Origin of the sequence: Methylocystis sp., assembly GCF_051061285.1 — a bacterium.
In the GTDB taxonomy this organism is placed as follows: Bacteria; Pseudomonadota; Alphaproteobacteria; order Rhizobiales; family Beijerinckiaceae; genus Methylocystis.
The window spans coordinates 1-19,414 of sequence record NZ_JBPFEA010000009.1 but is presented as its reverse complement, the minus strand read 5'-3'; the positions used below and the strand labels follow the sequence as shown (position 1 = coordinate 19,414).

17 protein-coding genes and 1 pseudogene are annotated in these 19,414 nt (G+C 59.4%); 11 read left to right on the top strand and 7 right to left on the bottom strand.

All coding sequences use genetic code 11. The annotated features are described in order from the left end of the window. The first annotated feature begins 80 nt into the window (after nt 1-80). Both ACR65T_RS02620 and ACR65T_RS02615 read left to right on the top strand, forming a co-directional pair. On the top strand, nt 81-335 hold the full coding sequence (locus ACR65T_RS02620) for a DUF3800 domain-containing protein (RefSeq protein ID WP_434495031.1): 255 nt from the start codon (nt 81-83) through the stop codon (nt 333-335). Nucleotides 336-1,853: 1,518 nt separating this feature from the next. Continuing rightward, a pseudogene (locus ACR65T_RS02615) lies at nt 1,854-1,991 on the top strand (HU family DNA-binding protein); the annotation flags it as partial. Nucleotides 1,992-2,083: 92 nt separating this feature from the next. Here ACR65T_RS02615 and ACR65T_RS02610 read toward each other — a convergent pair. From ACR65T_RS02610 to ACR65T_RS02600, 3 genes are all read right to left on the bottom strand, one after another. After that, entirely contained in the window at nt 2,084-3,397 is a 1,314-nt protein-coding gene (locus tag ACR65T_RS02610; RefSeq protein WP_434495030.1) for an O-acetylhomoserine aminocarboxypropyltransferase/cysteine synthase family protein, read from the bottom strand. Between the two features lie 76 nt (nt 3,398-3,473). After that, nucleotides 3,474-3,977 (bottom strand): OsmC family protein, encoded by a 504-nt coding sequence (locus tag ACR65T_RS02605; protein WP_434495029.1) that lies wholly within the window; start codon nt 3,975-3,977, stop codon nt 3,474-3,476. 97 nt (nt 3,978-4,074) lie between these two features. After that, nucleotides 4,075-5,394, bottom strand: coding sequence for an OmpP1/FadL family transporter (locus ACR65T_RS02600; protein WP_434495028.1), 1,320 nt, complete (start codon nt 5,392-5,394; stop codon nt 4,075-4,077). Between the two features lie 106 nt (nt 5,395-5,500). Between ACR65T_RS02600 and ACR65T_RS02595 the strand changes: the two genes are divergently transcribed. Genes ACR65T_RS02595 through ACR65T_RS02580 form a run of 4 tightly spaced genes read left to right on the top strand, consistent with a single transcriptional unit; the run spans nt 5,501 to nt 9,688 of the window. Further along, on the top strand, nt 5,501-5,932 hold the full coding sequence (locus tag ACR65T_RS02595; RefSeq protein ID WP_434495027.1) for a YeeE/YedE family protein: 432 nt from the start codon (nt 5,501-5,503) through the stop codon (nt 5,930-5,932). An 8-nt stretch (nt 5,933-5,940) separates the two neighbouring features. Then, nucleotides 5,941-6,387: a DUF6691 family protein gene (locus tag ACR65T_RS02590; protein WP_434495026.1), complete on the top strand. Its 447-nt coding sequence runs from the start codon at nt 5,941-5,943 to the stop codon at nt 6,385-6,387. Further along, on the top strand, nt 6,384-7,727 hold the full coding sequence (locus ACR65T_RS02585; RefSeq protein ID WP_434495025.1) for an FAD/NAD(P)-binding protein: 1,344 nt from the start codon (nt 6,384-6,386) through the stop codon (nt 7,725-7,727). Before ACR65T_RS02590 ends, ACR65T_RS02585 begins: the two co-directional genes overlap by 4 nt. After that, a complete protein-coding gene (locus ACR65T_RS02580; protein ID WP_434495024.1) occupies nt 7,724-9,688 on the top strand; it encodes a sigma 54-interacting transcriptional regulator in 1,965 nt (654 codons plus the stop codon). The genes ACR65T_RS02585 and ACR65T_RS02580 overlap by 4 nt, the downstream gene beginning before the upstream one ends. 7 nt (nt 9,689-9,695) lie before the next feature. Here the strand turns inward: ACR65T_RS02580 and ACR65T_RS02575 are convergent, their stop codons facing one another. From ACR65T_RS02575 to sfnG, 3 genes are read right to left on the bottom strand one after another with little or no spacing between them, the layout of a single operon-like run. After that, nucleotides 9,696-10,550, bottom strand: a complete 855-nt coding sequence (locus ACR65T_RS02575; protein WP_434495023.1) for an OmpW/AlkL family protein — start codon at nt 10,548-10,550, stop codon at nt 9,696-9,698. Nucleotides 10,551-10,597: 47 nt separating this feature from the next. After that, on the bottom strand, nt 10,598-11,779 hold the full coding sequence (locus tag ACR65T_RS02570; protein ID WP_434495022.1) for an acyl-CoA dehydrogenase family protein: 1,182 nt from the start codon (nt 11,777-11,779) through the stop codon (nt 10,598-10,600). 55 nt (nt 11,780-11,834) lie between these two features. Continuing rightward, nucleotides 11,835-12,950 carry a dimethylsulfone monooxygenase SfnG gene (sfnG, locus tag ACR65T_RS02565; protein WP_434495021.1) on the bottom strand — a complete coding sequence of 372 codons (1,116 nt, stop codon included), beginning with the start codon at nt 12,948-12,950 and terminating at the stop codon, nt 11,835-11,837. Nucleotides 12,951-13,230: 280 nt separating this feature from the next. Here sfnG and ACR65T_RS02560 point away from each other — a divergent pair, with 280 nt between their 5' ends. From ACR65T_RS02560 to msuE, 5 genes are all read left to right on the top strand, one after another. Next, entirely contained in the window at nt 13,231-14,103 is an 873-nt protein-coding gene (locus ACR65T_RS02560; protein WP_434495020.1) for an amidohydrolase family protein, read from the top strand. Between the two features lie 148 nt (nt 14,104-14,251). Then, nucleotides 14,252-15,415 carry an FMNH2-dependent alkanesulfonate monooxygenase gene (gene ssuD / locus ACR65T_RS02555; RefSeq protein ID WP_434495019.1) on the top strand — a complete coding sequence of 388 codons (1,164 nt, stop codon included), beginning with the start codon at nt 14,252-14,254 and terminating at the stop codon, nt 15,413-15,415. Between the two features lie 9 nt (nt 15,416-15,424). After that, a complete protein-coding gene (locus tag ACR65T_RS02550; protein ID WP_434495018.1) occupies nt 15,425-16,603 on the top strand; it encodes an acyl-CoA dehydrogenase family protein in 1,179 nt (392 codons plus the stop codon). A gap of 19 nt (nt 16,604-16,622) precedes the next feature. Continuing rightward, a complete protein-coding gene (gene ribA, locus ACR65T_RS02545; RefSeq protein WP_434495017.1) occupies nt 16,623-17,858 on the top strand; it encodes a GTP cyclohydrolase II in 1,236 nt (411 codons plus the stop codon). 43 nt (nt 17,859-17,901) lie between these two features. Continuing rightward, entirely contained in the window at nt 17,902-18,453 is a 552-nt protein-coding gene (gene msuE / locus ACR65T_RS02540; RefSeq protein WP_434495016.1) for an FMN reductase, read from the top strand. Nucleotides 18,454-19,064: 611 nt separating this feature from the next. On the opposite strand, the gene ACR65T_RS02535 is transcribed toward msuE, so the two are convergent. Then, nucleotides 19,065-19,414, bottom strand: a 350-nt coding sequence (locus tag ACR65T_RS02535) for an ATP-binding protein (protein WP_434495015.1), incomplete at its 5' end; no start/stop codon positions are given.

Here is a 19,414-nt window from a genome sequence, read left to right as displayed (position 1 = left end):
CAGGCGCCGCGCTCGCTACGGCGCTATGATGGGCGCGCTCGCGCGGCGCGCCAAAGATTGGTGAAGTTGATACGAGGGACTTGACGCTGAAGGGGCCATTACGGAAGCGTACGATTTTGAGCAGCTCTTGTTCTGACCCCTATCTGCACCGCCACTGCGCGTCGGGCGCCATCAAGGATATTCGATTTGCGAATTCTTCGAATGATCGGCTGATTCAATTGGTCGATATGTGCGCTGGCGCGATTGCGCGTTCCTATAAGCGCGAGCGTTCCGATGCGCGCCGCTGGCGCGACATGCTCGGCCCGAAAATCGAAGACGTTTGGGAATTCAGGTAAGGGATGCGGCCCCGCCCGCCTAGCTCGACGATTGCCGAGCACGCGCGCCATCCGGCGACAATTCGGCAGGGCGGGACGACTTTACAGGGCGGAATATGTTGTCCACATCTGTCAAAGTCAATGTAACAAACGGGTAGGTTCTTCTATCCCATCAGGCAGGCAATTTGAGCCTGCGGCTTTTTCCGCTACCTGCGAAACCCCCGGTTTCTAAGCCAAAGCTGACAGGGCCGGCCCTGGGCTACCTGGCAGCCGGCGCGCGGGAACGCCGACTGCGAGCTTACCGCGTCCGCATCTCGACGCAGTAATTGCCGCTTTGCGTCCAGCCGCTCGGACATTGCCCGACCTTGGGAACGGCGGCCCGTCTCTCGACATGGGCGCGCAAATCCACAGCGAGGCGTTTTCCTTAAGGTGACGGTCAAATGCGCATGCGGCGGATGGTCAGGATTAAGACCTTCTCCTAACCGAGTAGCGCGGAGAAAGCGCCGACGCAGACAAAACCCAAAATGATGAGGAACGATTCACGCTTTTGGCATCATCCTCCCTTGTCTCCGCCTCTAAGCGGGCGGTTAAGGACAACGCGAAGCCCCCATACTCAGTTCCCCGACGCATGAACCCGGCCCTCAGCTTTCGCCGTCAGCGCCCGCCCGATCATCTGCGCGACCGCCTTGGCGTCGCGCCTGAGAGACGATTGACCAGCCCGCGTCGAGTGGGCTCGTCTTCGAAATAGACATAGGCGAGCGCGACGCCCGCCCGCTACACCGGCCCGGCGATGACGCTTGAGAACATGCGCTCGATTGGCGTTCGATCCGTCGAAGCCGGTTGCGAGTGCGGCCGTCACGTGATCGTCGACATCGAAAGCCTGCCCGGCGCGATTGAGGTTCCGTCGCTGGCGCCGTCTCAACGCTCGGCGTGCGGAGCGCATCCGAACGATGTTCGCCCAAACTGGCGCGAGTATCGCGCGCCGGGTATGGACAGGTCGTGGCCTTGAACGCTCTCGTTTTCTATTGAAGCCAAACCGAAGCCGCGTTAAGCGGATCGGCGCAGAGTGTCGGCATTGCGGGAGGGAGCCGAAGCTGACGGGGAGGGAACGCCACAAACCGGCCATAGAAGCTGAAAGCGGCTCATATTCCATTAAGCTCTGACAGACGCCCGCACTCCTAACAGAGGCGGGCGTCTTTGTTTTTTGAGCGCGGCCCAAAGCAAAAGACGGCCGCCTGTCCATCCGAGGTAGACCGACCCGACGCCGCTCGCGCCGAGATAGGAACGCGGCGGCTTTTTGAAAAGACACCCGGGGAAAGTCGCCAGCCGGCCTTGAACCTTGCGCGCCCAACACCTACGCTTCCGAATCACGAGCTCGCATTCCGCCCACAAACTCGCGGCTCGGCATTCGGCCCGGATCGAAGGAATGATCCGGGTCTTTTTTCACCAAATCACTATCCGTAGGCTGCGCCGGAATAGAAAACCCCGACGCTGTCGGATTTCGGAGTCGGCGCCGGTGTCGCGGCTCAAATGCTCTCGCGCGAGCGCGTTGGCCGTAACCCCAAGACCGGAACGGAAGCTTCGATCTGTGCGCGCAAGGTCGTGACCTTCAAGGCCTCCCCGGTTCTACTCGCCCGCGTGAACGGCGCGTCGATAGCCGATTTGCAACTCCGCTAGGCGCTGGTCCCTCGGCTCGACGATGCGCCGCGCAATCCGGCGCCCAAAGCGAAGCATTCAGCCGCAATCCATATTCAGGGATAGTCGAATGTTCACGCGGCCTTTGCAATCACACCAGCGGCCGTGAGTCCTTTATCCAAGTCCGCGAGAATGTCGTCGATGTGCTCTAAACCAACAGACAGACGCACGTAGCCCTCTGTCACGCCGGTCGCAAGTTGATCCTCTGGCGAGAGTTGCGAATGCGTTGTCGATGCGGGGTGGATCGCGAGACTGCGTGCATCTCCGATATTGGCGAGATGATAGAATAAATCCAAGCTGTCGATGAACCGGCGTCCGGCTCCGATTCCGCCTGCGAGTTCGAATCCAACGAGGCCGCCGTAGCCGTCGTTCAGATATTTCTCGGCGCGCTCTCGCGCGACGCCGGTCTGCCGCGATGGATGAATGACCTTGGTCACCTCCGGCCGGCGACTGAGGAAGTCCGCCACCGCTTGGGCGTTCTTGGTGTGGCGTTCGATGCGAAGAGCGAGCGTCTCGATCCCCTGCAGCGTCAGAAATGCGTTGAAGGGCGAGAGCGCTGCGCCTAGGTCACGCAGAAGCGTCGTGCGCGCCTTGACGATGTAAGCAATCGGACCGAGAGGCTTGACCGCATCGACCCATACGGCGCCATGATAGCTTGGGTCCGGCGTGTTAAGGGCGGGCTGACGTTCCGGATGTCTCTCCCAATCGAAATTGCCGCCGTCGACAATCACGCCGCCGATCGAGGTCCCGTGACCGCCGAGATACTTGGTGGTCGAATACACAACGATCGCTGCGCCGTGATCGAGGGGCTTCGCAAGAATCGGCGCTGCCGTGTTGTCGACGATGAGCGGGATCCCATATTCACGGCCGATCGCTGCGACTTCCGCGATCGGGAAGACGTTGAGCTTTGGGTTTGGCAATGTCTCCGCATAATAGGCCCGCGTGCGATCGTCAGTGGCGCGGCGGAAATTTTCCGGATCGATGGGGTCGACAAAACGCACTTCGATCCCTTGGTCCCTCAGCGTGTTGGTGAAGAGATTCCAGGTTCCTCCGTATAAATCTGTCGAGGACACGACATTGTCGCCGACTCTGGCGAGATTTTGCAAGGCGAAGGCGGAGGCCGCTTGGCCGGACGCCAGCGCCAGAGCCGCGGCGCCGCCTTCGAGCGCTGCGACGCGCGCCTCCAGGACCGCGTTCGTCGGATTGCCGATCCGCGTGTAGATGTTGCCGAACTCTTTCAGCGCGAACAGGTTGGCCGCGTGTTCAGTGTCGTTGAACTGATAAGAGGTCGTTTGATAGATCGGCACGGCGACAGCTCCAGTCGTGGTGTCGGCGCGCCATCCGCCATGGAGGGCGATCGTCTCGGGCTTTTTCGAATCGAGAGGCATGCTGTTCTCCTTTTGCGATCGGGAAATGCCGGTAGTAACGTCCGCTTGGCGGCAGTCCGCTCGGCCAGCGATTGGATCAGTGAGGCGGCGTCAGTTCTCGCTCGACCGGAACTGAATTGCGGAAGAGGTCGAGCACCGGGCAGTGAGCGTCCACGGCCGCGGCGAGTTCCTCATAGCGAGCAGCGGATTCGGGCCCGATCAAGCGGACTCGAATTCGCACTGCATTGAACCCGGGGCGAATCCGATCATCGACGCCAAAGAACCCACGCAAGTCGATATCGCCTTCGATTTCCACCTCGACCCTATCGAGCTCCACTCCGAGTTGAGCCGCCCATACCCGATAGCTGATGGCTTGGCATGAACCGAGCGAAGCCAAGGCGTACTCGACAGGATTCGCTGCGGTGTCGCCGCCGCCCAAGGCCGCCGGCTCATCGACCGTAAAACGGTGCCCCGATCCGACCTTGACGGTTACCTCGGTTCGACCTGTGAGGTCATGATGCGCTCTGAACCTGGCCTGGGCTTGAGTCGGATCAGACGAGAGGGCCAGTTTGGCGGCATTGACGAACTCGGCGACGGGCATGGACGTTCTCCAATCTCAAGTCATGTTTTCGTCGAATTGCGCAAAGGCTGACATCGGACGAAAAGGCGGTTCGGTCTGCGAGAAAGCCTGGCGGCGATCAGTACTTCGCCGCGATCGCCGGCGCCGGCGCCGCGTCGAAGCGGTGCGTCCAACCGGCGGTAATCTCGAACGTGTTGAGATAGAGCGTGATCGTGCGCAGCGGATTGGGGCCCAGCGGCGTGCGTTCGATGCCCGAGACCGTACCCTGCGGCGAGACGACGGCGGCGATGTCGATCGAGGACGACGGCGTCAGATTGTAGCTCAGGCCGCCGCTGATATGGTGCTGCGTCACGGCCGGCGCGAGAATGTTGAGCGTCACGTCGCGCGATCGGATCGGACTGCTGTTGTAGCTGTAGCCGGCGCGCAGCGTCAGCTTCTCGAAACCCCGATATTCGGCTCCGAGCTTGATCACATCGATATCGCGCCAACCGAAGCCGGGTCCGTTCATTACGCCGAGCTGAAAGGGCTGCGTCGTCGGATTGCCGACAGACGGAACCTGCGAATAGAAAATATGCTTCCAGTCGGCGAGCAGGGTGAGCGTCGGCAGTGCGTCATAGGCCACGCCCGCCGTAATATTGGCGGGTATGTCGAAGTCGCCCTGGTTGGCAAACAGTCCCTTGTAGTTCTCGAAAGGCGACATCCAGATCGGCGACGAACCCGCGACGCCGATGCGGAACTTGTCGGTCACGCGATATTGCAGACCAGCGCGAACGCCCGCGCCGACCGACCAGTTGTAGCTGTGATCGGTAAGCTGCCCGGGCGCCGAGGAAAAGGGCCCGAAGATTGCTAGTCCACGCGCCTTAAAGATCTGAACGGCGAGCACCGGCGCGAAACCGATCGAGAGATTGCCGAAGCGCTGGGCGTAGCCGGCTGTGATGAACGCCTGGTTAAGGTCGACGCCCGCATTGCGGCCGCAGAAGACGCCCGTTTGCGGACAGAACGGACTGACGAAAAACTGACTTGTGTAGTTGGGCGAATAGGTCGTGTTCATGCCGCCATTGCCATAGAAGGCCACGCCCCAGGCGGATTGCTGGTCGATCGGCCGGGTATAGCCGCCATAGGGAATGGGAAAGAGATTGCGTCCGCTCTCGACGTGGCCCGGCGCCACAAAGCCCGGTCCCGAGGTCCAGTAGCCGCGATCGGGCGAGAAGGCGGTGAGACCCAGGGTATATTGATGGCCGACGTCGACGAGGCCCGCCGGATTGATCGACAGCGCCAGGGGATCGCGGGAGTCCGCTGCACCAGCGCCGCCGACGCCTTTCTCGCGCGCGCCATACCCTTCAAGGAAATAGCCTTCCGTCGCTTGCGCCAACCGGGTGCTCACCAAAAGTGCGCCGAGAATCAGAACCGCAGCGGCCGCGCTTTTTTGCCTGTCCATCCCTTTTCTCCATCTGGATTGATCATTCAAATAATTTAGTCTATCGATAATGTAGTCTAAATAAATGTCAAGCTCACGGTTAGCCGCAAATTCGGTGGGGAACGACATGCAGATCGATTGGCTACATTTCACGCCCTGGCCTTCCCTGGCGGGTGGCGTGCTTGTTGGACTGGCCGCCGCCGCCCTCCTCTTGTTCGGCGGGCGAACTCTGGGCGTGAGCGGAATCGTCGACGGAGCGCTCGTGCACCGCGGCCGTGAATTCGGCTGGCGATTGGCGTTTTTGCTCGGATTGCTCGCCGCGCCTGCCGCACTGACGCTCGTCTTGGCGCCTACGCCGCCAGCTATCGATATTTCCTGGACGCGGCTGGCGGTTGCCGGCTTGCTCGTCGGATTTGGCGCTCGCCTGGGCTCCGGCTGCACGAGCGGTCACGGGATCTGCGGACTTTCGCGTTTATCGCCGCGCTCCTTTGTCGCGACCCTGACTTTCGTCTCTGCCGGCGCCGCTACGGTATTCGCGCTGCGTCATCTCGCGGGCTGAAGAAAGCGATGATGCGCCTTTTCCTCTCCTTCACCACAGGCCTGGTATTTGGCGTTGGTCTTTACATTTCCGGCATGACCCAGCCCAGCAAAGTTCAAGGGTTTCTCGACTTCGCCGGGCTTTGGGATCCCTCACTCGCCTTTGTCATGGGCGGCGCAGTGGCCGTCGGGTTCGTCGCTTTTCAGGTCGCGAAACGGCGCAACCGGAAGCTTCTCAGCGACGCTTTGCATCTACCGCGAGCGAGCAAGATTGACGGGTCGCTCGTCACGGGGAGCCTCATCTTCGGAATTGGTTGGGGTCTTTCCGGCATCTGCCCGGGGCCCGGCATCGTCGACGTCGGTTTTCTCGACCCGCATGCGCTCGTCTTCGTGCTCTCGATGGTAGCCGGCATGGCGATGGAACGGATCACTGTCGGGGCGCGGCTGTTCGCTTCGCCGCTCGGTCAGGATGCATGAATCGGCTGACTGTATGCGAAAGGCACTGCCTCTCGTTCGCCGGCGAACAAACCGAAAGGCACAGCATGATGTCGAAACCCCGCTGTCGCGCCGACTTCGGCAATATCAACGAAGAGCCGCTTCCGCCGATCCTCGCCTTGCACGGCGGACTTCTCGAACTGGTGCGCAAACTCGATGCGCTGGGCCCCTCCCCTTCACTGACCGACCTCGCGCACACGATGAAGGCGTCGCAACTAACAACGGCCGACGTTGCTCCCTTTGTGCGAACGAATCCGCAAAGCGACAATCGCGCCCCCGTGGTTGTGCGAAAACATTATGAGCTGCTGGTGATGACTTGGCTGCCCGGTCAAGCGAGCATTCCCCATGACCACGACGGATCTATTTGCGTCTTGCAGGTCGTCCAGGGCGAGGCGGCGGAGGGTTGCTACCGGATCGCGACGGACGGATTCGTAGACTTGGAATATGAGGAAACGGTCCGAACCGGAGAGGTGACGGCTTTCGGGGATGCCGGCGTCCATACTGTCCGCAGCGCTTCCCAAATCGGCGAAACCCTGGTGACCGTACACGCCTATGCGCCCCCACTGAGGGATTTCCGGCGGTTCGTCCCTCGGCCGTCTGAACCGGCGGGCAAACGCCGCCCAACGAGCGATGACGCGCCCACGGTCGTCATTGTTGGTGGCGGCTTCAGCGGTTCGAAGACAGCGGCGCAAATTCTGCGGCGCGCTGACGCCCCGCTCCGCGTCGTACTGGTCGAGCGGCGGGGCGCCGTTGGCGAGGGTGTCGCCTACGCCACGCGCGAACCGATGCACTTGCTCAACGTGCCGGCAGGACGAATGAGCGCTTGGCCAGACCGCCCTGACGATTTCGTGGAATGGGCTCGGCGACGACATGGAAACGTCCATCCCAGCGATTTCCTCCCGCGCCAGTGGTACGGGGAATATGTTCGCGACACATTGCTCGCCTCGGCGGCTGACATCGGCGGATCGGCGAACCTCTCCGTCGTTTTCGACGAGGTCCGTCGTGTCGCCAGGCACCCGGCAGGCGGATGGATGCTCCATTTGGAGGGAGGGCCGTCCGTCCGCGCGGACGCGGTCGTTCTCGCCATCGGTCACTGCCCTCCCGCCGATCCCATCGGGGGCAAGTGGACTGGGCCGCGGACCCGCTTCATTGGCGATCCTCTTCGATATGCCTTCACACTTGTTGACCGAAACGCTGACATCGCGCTCAAATTCTGCAGCGCATTCGCACGCTCAAAGGCGTTCTGTCCATGCGCTTCATTCCAAAGTCGCAGGTTTCTTCGAATAGGTCGGAGCCATCAGCGAGCGAGATTGAGGCCATGAATTGGACAAGAGTTCCGCGAAATAGTTCCAGCGTCGCTCCCGCGAAGACGATCGCGCAGCCGACCACCGCGCGCGCGACAGCAATGGTGTTTGTCGATCCCATATCGCGGAAACTGAAAGACGAGCTTGATACAATCGCCCGCACCGACGCTCCCGTCCTGATAACGGGTGAAACAGGCACGGGTAAGGAAATAGCCGCTCGATACGTGCACTTGAATAGCGCGCGACGAACGGGACCATTCCTCGCCGTAAACTGCGGGGCTCTCAGCGAAAGCCTAGTCGACGCAGAACTCTTCGGGCACGAAAGGGGAGCTTTTACGGGCGCGATCACAAGTGAAGCAGGGTGGTTCGAGGCCGCCAATGGCGGCACGCTGTTACTTGATGAAATCGGCGACCTTCCGCAACGGGCTCAAGTGAAGCTGCTTCGGGTCCTTCAAGAACGAGAGGTTGTGCGCGTCGGATCGAGGCAGGCCCGCCCGATTGATATTCGGCTGATCGCGGCGACGAATGTAAATCTTGAACGCGCGGTCGAAGCCAAGACGTTCCGCCAGGATCTTCTATATCGTCTCAACGTCTTGACGGTGAAGCTGGCGCCGCTGCGCAAGCGCAAGGGAGACATCGCGCCACTTGCGGAATTTTTCTTGAATCATTATGGCGCGCGTTTCGGCTGGCCCGATGCGTCGCTTTCTGAGAGGGCCATGAGGAAACTGCTGGACTATAGCTGGCCCGGGAACATCCGCGAGCTGCAGAATGTCATACACAATGCGCTGTTGCTCGCGCAGGACGCGGAGGTCACGGACGTCCCGCTTGTCGAGACGATCGAGCACGAGGACGATACGATCGATTTCGAAGCAAATTTGCGTCAAACTATCAACGAAGCTTTGGCCCGCAATGAGCGAGACGTTTTGAAGCGCGTGACGCAATGCGCGATAGTATGCGCCTTCGAACGCGAAAAGGCCAACCAGGTGCGCGCAGCCGAGGCGCTTGGCGTAACTCGCAATGAATTTCGAACGCATCTTTCGCATATGGGCCTGATTGCCCAACGCAAAACCGCGGCCTCTCCACAGAAAACGACGACGGAACTGCGCGGAGCGACCGGCCTCGGAGTCGTGCGTGTCGGCTATCAGCATTTTGGGACGCTTGCGGCGCTCCACGTGCTTGGATCTTTGGACGAGCGACTTCGCCCGCTCGGATTTCGTTCGAGATGGAGCGAATTCGGCTCTGGCCCAGCAATTCTTGACGCCATTGGTAAAGGCGAAATTGATTTTGGAGTCACGGGCGAGGCCGCCACAGTTTTTGCGTTAGGCACCGGCGTTCCTTTTTATTACATCGGACACGAGCCGCCTGCGCCCTGCGACGTGGGAATCGTCGTGACGAACCGCACGATCGTATCGGTCGATGATCTCCGCGGAAAGCGAGTTGCGTTTAGCAAATGGTCGAATGCCGACCATTTGCTAATGTCGCTTTTGAAAAGTCGTGGCTTATCGCCGACCGATATTGAGCCGGTTTACATTTCGCCCAGTCTGGACCTTGTCGCTGAACTCGAAAAAGGCGTGATCGATGCGTGGGCGATATGGGCCCCCATGCTCAGCATCGCAGGCGCCCGGCATGGCGCGCGGCTCTTAGTTGACGGCGTTGGTCGAGTCCAAAATCGTCAATTCTACGTCGCGCGGCGCGCCTTTGCGATTGGCCACCCGAACGTCGTCGACGCCCTCCTAAGTGAGGTGGAGTCGGTTCGGGACCGGCGCCCTGTTTCCCTTGCCCCGCGAGTAGCTGAAACCCGTGGGCTGAATTTGGATCCAGCCGCTGCGCAGCGCTATTTTGATAGTCTCGAGTTTCAGCCTCGCGCGATGGACGAAAACGTCATATCGGAACAACAGGAAATTGCCGATGCTTATTTCAGCGCGCGGCATTTGCCGAGCCGCGTGCTGGTTTCTTCCGCCGTATGGCGCAGCTCCTGAGGTCTATTTAAAACCTGGCGAGAACGGGCGCGATCACGTCCGCTCCAAACCGGAACGTCACGCCAACGCTCGCGAGCCACGGATCGATATTCGAACTGACGCGAACGTATATGTTTTTGTTGAGCGCGGAATTATAGATCGTGGCGTAGGACGTAGGTTCCGCCATGATGCGCTTGAGATCAACGTTTACACCAAAATTTGGCGTGAACATGTAGTCGAACCCCACTTGCCCCGCCACGCCGACCGACTGGCCGACATGCAGTTCGCGTACGGAATTGAGACCCGTGACCCCCAGCGCCGTTATCAGCGGCGTCCAGCTGTTTCCTGGCGTGTACGCATAAGGAACGGCCCAAGTGACGCCAACGCCAATGTAAGGCTGAAATGCGCCGAAATTCGTGAAGTGATATTGCGCGAGCAGCGAAACCGGTAACAGGTTGGTCGACCCGACCGGAATCTCCGAAAGCGTGCCTGTCGCCGTGAGCTTGTGGCGCGTATATCCGGCGATAGTTTCTACCGCGAAGTTACGGGTAAAATAATATGCGAGATCGATCTCGGGAATAACCGAATTCGAGACATTGACGCCCGCGCCGAAAATCTGGCTCCCCGGCAAACCGGTTGTTAGCCCGCTCACCGAGCCAACCGCTCCAAAGCGATCGTAGATGGAAAAATGCCCGTCGGGGACGATGGCCGTCGCACGCAACCGGACCTGGAAGGGTTGATAGTCCTCCACAACAGCAAAGGCGGGCGGCGGCACCAAGCGATTGGGCGGTAGATCCGCAGCGAGGGCCGTCCCAGCGCTCAGCGCCAATATGCTCGTGGTTGCTAAACGTTTCAGTTTCACAGGAGAGGATGTCGGCTTCATGAGGATTGCTCCTTGCGGGGCGTGAATTGCGGCGGGAGACGGCGAACCTATTCGCCGCCCTCGTAGAAGAGTTCGAGCGGCAAACCGACAGACGTCTTGCCGATCCAGTCGCGTGCAATGATATTCGACGGCCCCATTCCGATGCCCGCTCGGGCGTCGCGAAAATAGCGCTCCAGCGCGCCTTTCTTGTAGCCGTAGCCCCCCGTGACGGTGAGCGCCGCAGCTGCGGCGACATTTGCGGTTTCGGAGGCGTGCACTTTGAATTCAGTCAGAGCGATGAGCAGCTCCGCCTGCGGCGAATTCGAGCGCCACAACGTGTCGAGACGAGACGCCAATTCGCGCCGCCACGCGCCGAGCGACTCGATGTGGACCTTGGCTTTCGCCAATTCCTGACGAATTGCCTGATAATCGGCGAGCCGCTTGTTCGTGTCCTGATGAAAGGAGTTCTTGATGTGATTAACGGCGGTATCATATACGCCTCGGGCCACACCTTCCCACACGGCGCCAAGCCCGATCAGATAGATCGGGGACACGCCGTTATAGATAATTTCCTTACCCTGATTTTCCTCGCCGAGACGATCACGCTTCGGAACCTTGACGCCATCATAACGAATGGGTCCCGAGTGATTGCCGCGCACCCCGAGCGCGTTCCACGGTCCGGGCGTGATGCCAGGTGAACCGCCGTCGACGATAAAGAACGAGATGTCCGATTGGTCGCGGGCGCCAGGCGTACGCGTTTGCGTAATGTAGTAATCCGCTTTGCCTGCCGACGTCGTAAATGACTTTTCGGCGTTTACGATATAATCTTCGCCATCGCGCGACGCTTCTGAAAAGTTGTACCACCAATGGCCGCCTGACGCGCGTTCGCTCGTTGAATAGGTTCCAAGCAGATATTTGCCATTCGGCCTCAGCCAACGTTCCTTCTGATCGTGCGTGCCATAGAGATTGACGGTCTGCGCGGCGCCGACATGCATGACGTAGACAAGGCCAGTCGAAGCGTCTTTCTGGCCGATGCGATAGGACGCTTCCGCAAAGGCGACGTGATCGAGACCCAGGCCGCCATAGTCGTGCGGTATCAGAACGCGCGTCCAGCCCTCCGCCGCAAGCGCTTCGAGATTTTCACGCGGAAAAATAGACTGCTCGTCGTTACGCTCTGCATTCGCAGCGACGATCTTTTCGATCACGTCGTCTAGTTCTTTGAAAGCTTCATTTTCGTTCTGAGTCGACATTTTCTACGCCCTGAGCTTCGGGAGTTGCACCCGAAATTGAATCAAAGGTGATAACCTAGGCCGCCGCGCGTTCGGCTTCCTCAGCTTCGTAAGCGCGCACCAACGGGATCACGTGCTTTCCAAAAAACTCCACCTCTTCCTGAAAGTGCAGGAAGCCGAGGAGCACGAGATCGACGCCTACGCGCTTAAGATCGATGATGCGGCGCGCAACTTCTTCGGGCGTACCGATCAGATTTGTCTTGAAGCCATCATTGTATTGGACGAGATCCTCGAAGCTCGACTTCGCCCAATTGCCTTCGTGCTCGGGCGAAGCGTTACCCGCGTTCTGAACTTCTTGATGGAAGCTGCGGACCGCCGCTGGATCTGCATGCGCGAGGATTTCGTCGAGCTCTTTTTTTGCGTCATCGTGAGCGGCGCGGACAATCGCAAAAGCATTAATGCCGATCTTCACCTTGCGGCCGGCGTGCGCCGCTTTGGCGTTGATGTCGTCGATCTGCTTCTTTATGCCGTCTGGCGTATTGCCATTGGTAAAATACCAGTCCGACACGGTCGCCGCCATGTCACGCGCGGCGCGCGAGCTTCCGCCCTGGAAGATTTCCGGAGGCGCGATCGGCTTCGGTTTCAGCGTGTAGTCATGGAAGCGATAGAAGTCGCCGGAGAAACTGAAATTGTCCTCCGACCAAATGCCGCGAAGAGATCGAATGAATTCTTCGGAGCGACGGTAACGTTCGTCATGGTCGAGCCAGGGTTCGCCGATGGCGTGAAACTCGCCTCTGAACCATCCGGACACAATGTTAACGGCGATTCGTCCTCTCGTGTAATGGCTGATCGACGCAACTTGCTTCGCTAAAAGCGCCGGCGTCCATGGGCCCGGAAGAACCGCGGCAATTACATTGAGCTTCTGCGTCGCGGCGAGAAGCGCGTGCGAAAAGCTGACTGATTCATGTTGATATTCTGCGCCATAACCCGCAGCAAATCGGATTTGCGTCAGCGCATATTCAAATCCTGACGCTTCGGCGATCTGCGCGAGCTTCACATTATATTCGAGATCCCAGCTCGTTCGCTGCGGAATTTTGCTGATCACGAGTCCGCCGGAAACGTTTGGCACCCAGTAGGCGAATTTGATCGGCTCGTTGCGATTGCGCTCAACAGGCGAATTAGCGCCGCTCATCCTGAACTCCCTTGTCACGTCGACCACGCCCGAATGCAGGCGCAACCAACGCACCGATGGCTCGGGCCTCCCCGGAGCAAGCACTTTGCCAATTCATTTTTTTCATAGAATCAAGGGGATCAGCGCAGCGCCACGCCAACGCCTTTGCAAATGAAGCAATGGCGAGCCACGCGGTGCTGCATATGCAGCATGCTCACCGATCGCTCGCCGTTTCTTAAAAAAGTCGGTCCGCGCTTTGCGAGCAGGCTGACGCACAGTCCTTGCATCACATGGAGCGACGATGACCGAACGTAAAGCGAAGCATATTATCGATATGCGCGCGCGCCCATCCTTCTTGCATTCCTTTTTCGGCGCCGACTGCCAGTCAGATGACTATGAGACGGTGCGGTGGATCAACCGTCGTCTCGGCGCGAGAGATGTCGATCATTTCACTCGAGCCAAGGATCTAACAGGATTGGTCGATGAACTTGCTGCCGCTCACATTGACGTCGCCGTGATGGTCGGTAGAAGCACCCCAGCCGTACGCATATCGAATGATGAACTTGCAGCTCTCGTAGGCGCTTCAGAGGGTCGGCTGCTCGGCGTCGGCTCGGTCGATCCACAGCTTTTCGCGGGGGTTGCGGCTGAAGTCGAGGCCTATCGCTGCCTGTCAGACCTCAAGCTTGCCGGCGTTAACGTCGATCCGGGTTTCTATAACGAACCCATTTCGCACGACCACGAGTCTTTAACGCCCATTTACGCTGCGTGCAACGCGGCCAACAAACCCGTGTTCCTTATGTCCGGCCCCACCACCCCTGACCTTAGGCACAATGACCCGCTGGCGGTCGACCGTGTCGCCAAGCGCTTTCCTTCACTACGAATCGTCTGCTGTCATGGATTCTATCCCAGGATAGATGACATGATTGGTGTGGCCTTCCGCAACGAAAATGTCTTCGTCTCACCGGACATGTATCTCTTTGCGCCGGGCGGCGAGCGTTACGCGGCGGCAGCTAAGGGATTCCTTTCCACCCAACTGCTCTTTGGCACATCCTATCCGTTTCGCCCCATTCTACAGAGCGTCAAAGATTTTGTTGCCCTCGAGCTCGATGACGACGCCCTCGAAAACGTTGCATGGCGGAACGCCGCGCGTTTGTTACACATAAACCTAAACTGACGCTGCTGCAGAGGCCACAGTACGTCAATCAGATGCTGCAAATGCAACACCCAGGCCCGAGTGTCACCAGCATTTCCGGCCAGAAAATGCTGGCCCGGGACTTGCGCTCGTTCAAACGAAAGTGGTCACAATCGAATGGACTGCGGCAATGGATATTTTTTGGTATATCCCTACGCATGGCGACTCACGCTATCTGGGAGCGGAAGAAGGCGCCCGTGTCGCGAATTTCGACTATATTCAACAAATCGGAATCGCGGCTGATAGTCTCGGCTATCATGGCGTTCTGATCCCAACAGGCCGGTCCTGCGAAGATCCGTGGATCGTCGCCGCAAGTCTGATCAACTCGACAAAGCGGCTACGCTTCCTTGTTGCGCTGCGACCAGGCCTTACTCAGCCGGCGCTCGCCGCCCGCATGACGGCGACGCTCGACCGCCTGTCGGAAGGGCGACTTCTCATTAACCTTGTCGCGGGCGGCGATGCGCAAGAGCTCGCCGGCGACGGCGTCTTTTTGGATCATTCGGCGCGCTACGCCGTTTCTGAAGAATTCGTGCATGTCTGGGAGGCATTGTTGCGCGCTAGTCGAAGCGGCGCAGCCGTTGACTATGAGGGGCGCCATTTTCGTCTTTCCGGCGGCAAGCTGCTGTTCCCGCCGTTCCAGTCGCCGCGCCCGCCGCTTTATTTCGGCGGCTCCTCTGACGCAGCGCACGATCTTGCGGCGCGCGCAGTTGACACGTATCTGACCTGGGGCGAACCACCCTCTGCGGTCGGCGAAAAATTCGCTGACATCAAAGCACGCGCTGCGCGTTGCGGTCGTAACGTCCGCCTCGGTGTTCGCCTGCATGTCATCGTCCGTCCTACGGAAAAGGCGGCCTGGATCGCTGCGGAAAGCCTCATAAGTCGCCTTGACGATCGGATGATCGAAAATGCGCAGGCGACTTTCTCGAAAATGGATTCAATCGGCCAGCAGCGCATGATCAGCCTCAGAAAGGGCAACGGGCGCAGCCGCGACGATCTAGAAGTAAGTCCCAATCTTTGGACCGGCGTTGGCCTGACGCGTGGGGGCGCGGGAACTGCGCTCGTCGGCGATCCGAATCAGATCGAGGCGCGCATCAGGGAATACGAGGCGCTTGGCGCGGACAGTTTTGTCCTTTCGGGCTACCCACATCTGGAAGAAGCATATCGCTTTGCAGAATTGATGTTTCCGCGCCTTGGAATTGACGGCCATGGCGTCCTGCCAGGAGAAAAGATAACAGGGCCTTTCGGCAGCGTTGCGGTGATGCCCGCATCTTCAAGTCCTTCGGCAGCGTCCTGAGCTGAGGCAATGAGCGCCATTACTCCGCTTCCCACTTCCCCTGCGCCAACGGGCGCGCCGTCACTCGAACAACTTCTTGCTTTGCTTGCGGTGACAGCGCCGGAACGCGATCGGCAAGGCGGCACGGCAAAAAGAGAACGCGATTTGATTCGCGCGAGCGGCTTGCTGCTTTTATCAACGCCGAAGGAGCTGGGCGGCGTCGACGGCAACTGGATTGAGATTTTCGGGGTCATTCGGAAAATCGCGGCCGTCGACAGCTCTCTCGCGCATCTTTTTGCGTTTCATCATCTTATGATCGCAACGCTGCAGTTCTTCGGACCGAGACAGCAGGCATTTGAGCTAATAGCGCGTAGCGCTGTCCAACGCTGGTTTTGGGGCAATGCGCTCAACCCGAAGGACCGGCGCCTACGCATCAAAGCGGCTGGCGACGCCTTTCGGCTTGATGGAGAAAAGAGCTTCTGTTCAGGCGCCAGCGACTCCGACATGCTGGTGGTCTCGGCGGTCGACCACGCAGACAAACTCATAATCGCCGCGATACCGACCCGGCGCGCGGGCATATGTATTCACGACGACTGGGACAATATGGGCCAAAGGCAGACGGATAGCGGGACCGTGTCATTTTCTGAAGTTCTCGTCAGTCAAGACGAGTTACTCGTTTCTCCTGGTCCGCTTGGCTCGCCCTTTGCCACGCTTCGCCCTTGCCTCGCGCAGCTGATCCTCGTCAACATCTATGCCGGGCTTGCCCAGGGCGCGGTGGAAGAGGCGCGGGCCTATGTGTCGGCGTTGCCCGTCGAAGAGTCGAAACGCATTCGCTCAGATCCGTTCAGATTACGCACGGTCGGCGAGCTTTGGGCGCAAAGCGCCGCAGCGAATGCGATTGTCGAGAATGTTGCGCGCCAGTTCGATGACGCTTGGCGGCTCGGGGACGACATCACTCCGGAGCAAAGAGGAGCGTTGGCCATCAACATTGCGAGCGCCAAGGCGATCAGCGTACGCGCCGCGCTCGAGGCCAGCTCACGAATTTTTGATGTGATGGGCGCGCGCGCAACGGCGGCGCATTTTCGTCTCGACCGCTTCTGGCGGAACGCACGGACGCACACGCTGCACGATCCACTCGATGAGAAGCTCCGCGAGATTGGAGACTGGGCGATAAACGGCGTCTATCCACAGCCGTCCTTTTACTCTTGACATATCGAAAGCTCTCTAAATGAACTTTTCCACCATTGACGAAGCTGTCGCTGCTCAGCAACGTGGCGGGTTTGTTATCGTCGTCGATGACGAATGCCGTGAAAATGAGGGCGATCTTATCTTGCCCGCCGAAAAGATGACGCCGGAGGCGATGGCCTTCATGGTGCGGCATACAAGCGGCGTTGTTTGCGTCGCCCTTCCCGATGATATTGCAGATCGCCTGTCCTTACCGCTAATGGCCCCGCATGGAGGCGACGCTCAGGGAACCGCTTTCACGGTCACGGTGGACTGCCGCCATGGGCTCACGACAGGCATCTCCGCACGGGAACGAAGCGCAACGGCGCGCGCCCTGGCGGACTCGAAATCCAGCGCTGACGACTTTGTGAGACCAGGCCATATATTTCCCCTGCGGCGCCATTGGCGTGGAATTTTGGGACGACGCGGCCACACCGAAGCAGCGTCCGAACTTGCAGCGCGCGCCGGTTGCGCGCCCGTCGGCGTGCTGTGCGAGATCGTACGCGAAGATGGCGAAATGGCGCGTCGCGATGACCTTTTCGCATTTGCGCAGACGCATGACCTGCCAATTGTGCAGATCGCCGATCTCGTGGACTACGCTCAACGCCGCGCCGACCCCTTGACGCTCCTTGCGAAATCTCGCCTGCCGACGCGACACGGCGAATTCGCCGCCCACGTTTTCCGCGCGAACGACGGCGCCGAACACGTCGCCTTTGTGATGGGCGACCTCCGCGGCGCGAAAAATGTGCTCACGCGCGTGCATTCGGAATGTCTCACAGGCGATCTTTTGGGTTCGCTAAGGTGCGATTGCGGCGGGCAGCTCGATCTTGCGCTGCGCCGCATTGCGCAGGAAAGACGCGGCATCCTGATTTATCTACGTGGTCACGAGGGGCGAGGCGTTGGATTGACGCAGAAGCTCCGCGCCTATGAGCTTCAGGACCAAGGCGCCGACACAGTCGACGCCAATCTGCGCCTGGGGTTGCCTGTCGACGCCAGAAACTACCACGCCGCAGGCGCCATTCTGTCGCAGCTCGGCGTGAGAGGAATAAGGTTGATGAGCAACAACCCCCACAAGGCGACCGAATTGGCGCGTCTAGGCGTCTCGATAGAAGAAATCGTCGCGCTCCATACTGCGCCGAACGGAGAGAACATAAGATATTTAGAAGCGAAACGCAGCAGGATGGGGCATCAAATCGATCACCTCGACGCTTCGCGGACCTTTGAAGCCGTCATGCCGTAGAGCACGTTCTGCCACGCAACTGCATAGTCCCGAGGAGCGAGATATGAGTAAGCTAAACGTTGTCGCCGTGTCTGGCGGTCTCTCGAAGCCATCTAAGTCGGCGGTGTTAGCCTCAGCGATTGTCGATCAGATCGCACGAATAGTTCCCGTGGAGACGACCTACATAGAAGTCTCCAGTCTCCTCGCCGATCTGCCAGCTGTTTCGTCCGCCTCCCATGCGCCCAGCGCCGTCATCAAAGCAATCCAAGCGATCGAAACGGCTGATGCCCTCGTGGTGTCAACTCCCGTCTATCGGGCATCCTATACGGGCTTGTTCAAACATCTCTTCGATCTCGTGCATTATGAAGCATTGATCGATAAACCCATCCTTCTCGCTGCCACCGGCGGCAGCGAGAGGCATGCTCTGGTCCTGGAGCATCAACTTCGACCGCTATTTAGTTTTTTTCAGGCTTTAACTTTGCCTGTCGGGGTTTTCGCCAGTGATCGCGATTTTGAAAACTACCAAATCGTCAACGAGAGTTTGAAGGACAGAATATCTGTGGCAGCAGGAGGCGCTGCAAAATTTTTAACGAAGCACGCCTCTTACGCGCTTTAGGCCCATTGGTATCGGGCTAAGGACTCAGCTAGCGAAATCTTGACCACAAGGTCGTGGTGCCGCCTTCGGGCGGAACGGACATTAATCGACGCAATGCGCGTGATCCTGGAGTGTTGGATTGAGCGCCAGCGGCGACGGCTTCGATATCCGGACGCTGGCGGCGATCTATCATTCCGGGATAAGGCTTTCAGCCCATCGCCATCGCGGGGGCCAGCTCGTCTTGGGGCTTCAGGCGTGATGCGCGTCATGACGGATGGCGCCGCTTGGATCATCCCGCCGACGCGAACGATCTGGCCAGGGATCCCGCACGGCATCGACGTGCAGGGCGACGTCGCCATGCGAACCCTCTATATCGATGCTCCGCGCGTAGCGCCCCTGCCAAATGCTCCTCATGTATGGGAGGTCAGGCCGCTGCTTCGCGAGCTCATTTTGCATATTCTCACAATCGGAAGAGACCGGCATGCGGATACCGACGAAGCCGGCCATGCATTCCAATATGAAGCCGGTCACCTATTCCAATCCGAAGCCGGCCGGCGTTCCGATTTGATGTCGGCCACCGGCGTTGCTCTGCTGCAGATCGGTTTGAATGATGTTTCGCGTTTTGAACGCGGTCAAGCGGGTTCGTTTTTCGTCGCGGCCGAGCGCCGTTTGCGCAGGCTCTCGCCGGAGAGTTCTATTCGATAGGCGTTGTGGATGACGCGGTCGAGGATGGCGTCGGCGATTGTCGGCACGCCGATCATGTCGTGCCAGCGATCGACGGGAACCTGGCTGGTGATGACGAGGGAGCCCGCGTCGTAGCGGTCCTCGACAATTTCCAAGAGGTCGCGCGCCTGGTCGGCATTGAGCGCTTCCGGCCCCCAGTCGTCGAGGATCAAAAGCTTGGCGCGGGCGATGGAGCGCAGCAGCCGGCTGTAGCGGGCGTCGCCATGAGCGACCGCGAGGTCGGCGAAGAGCCTCGGCA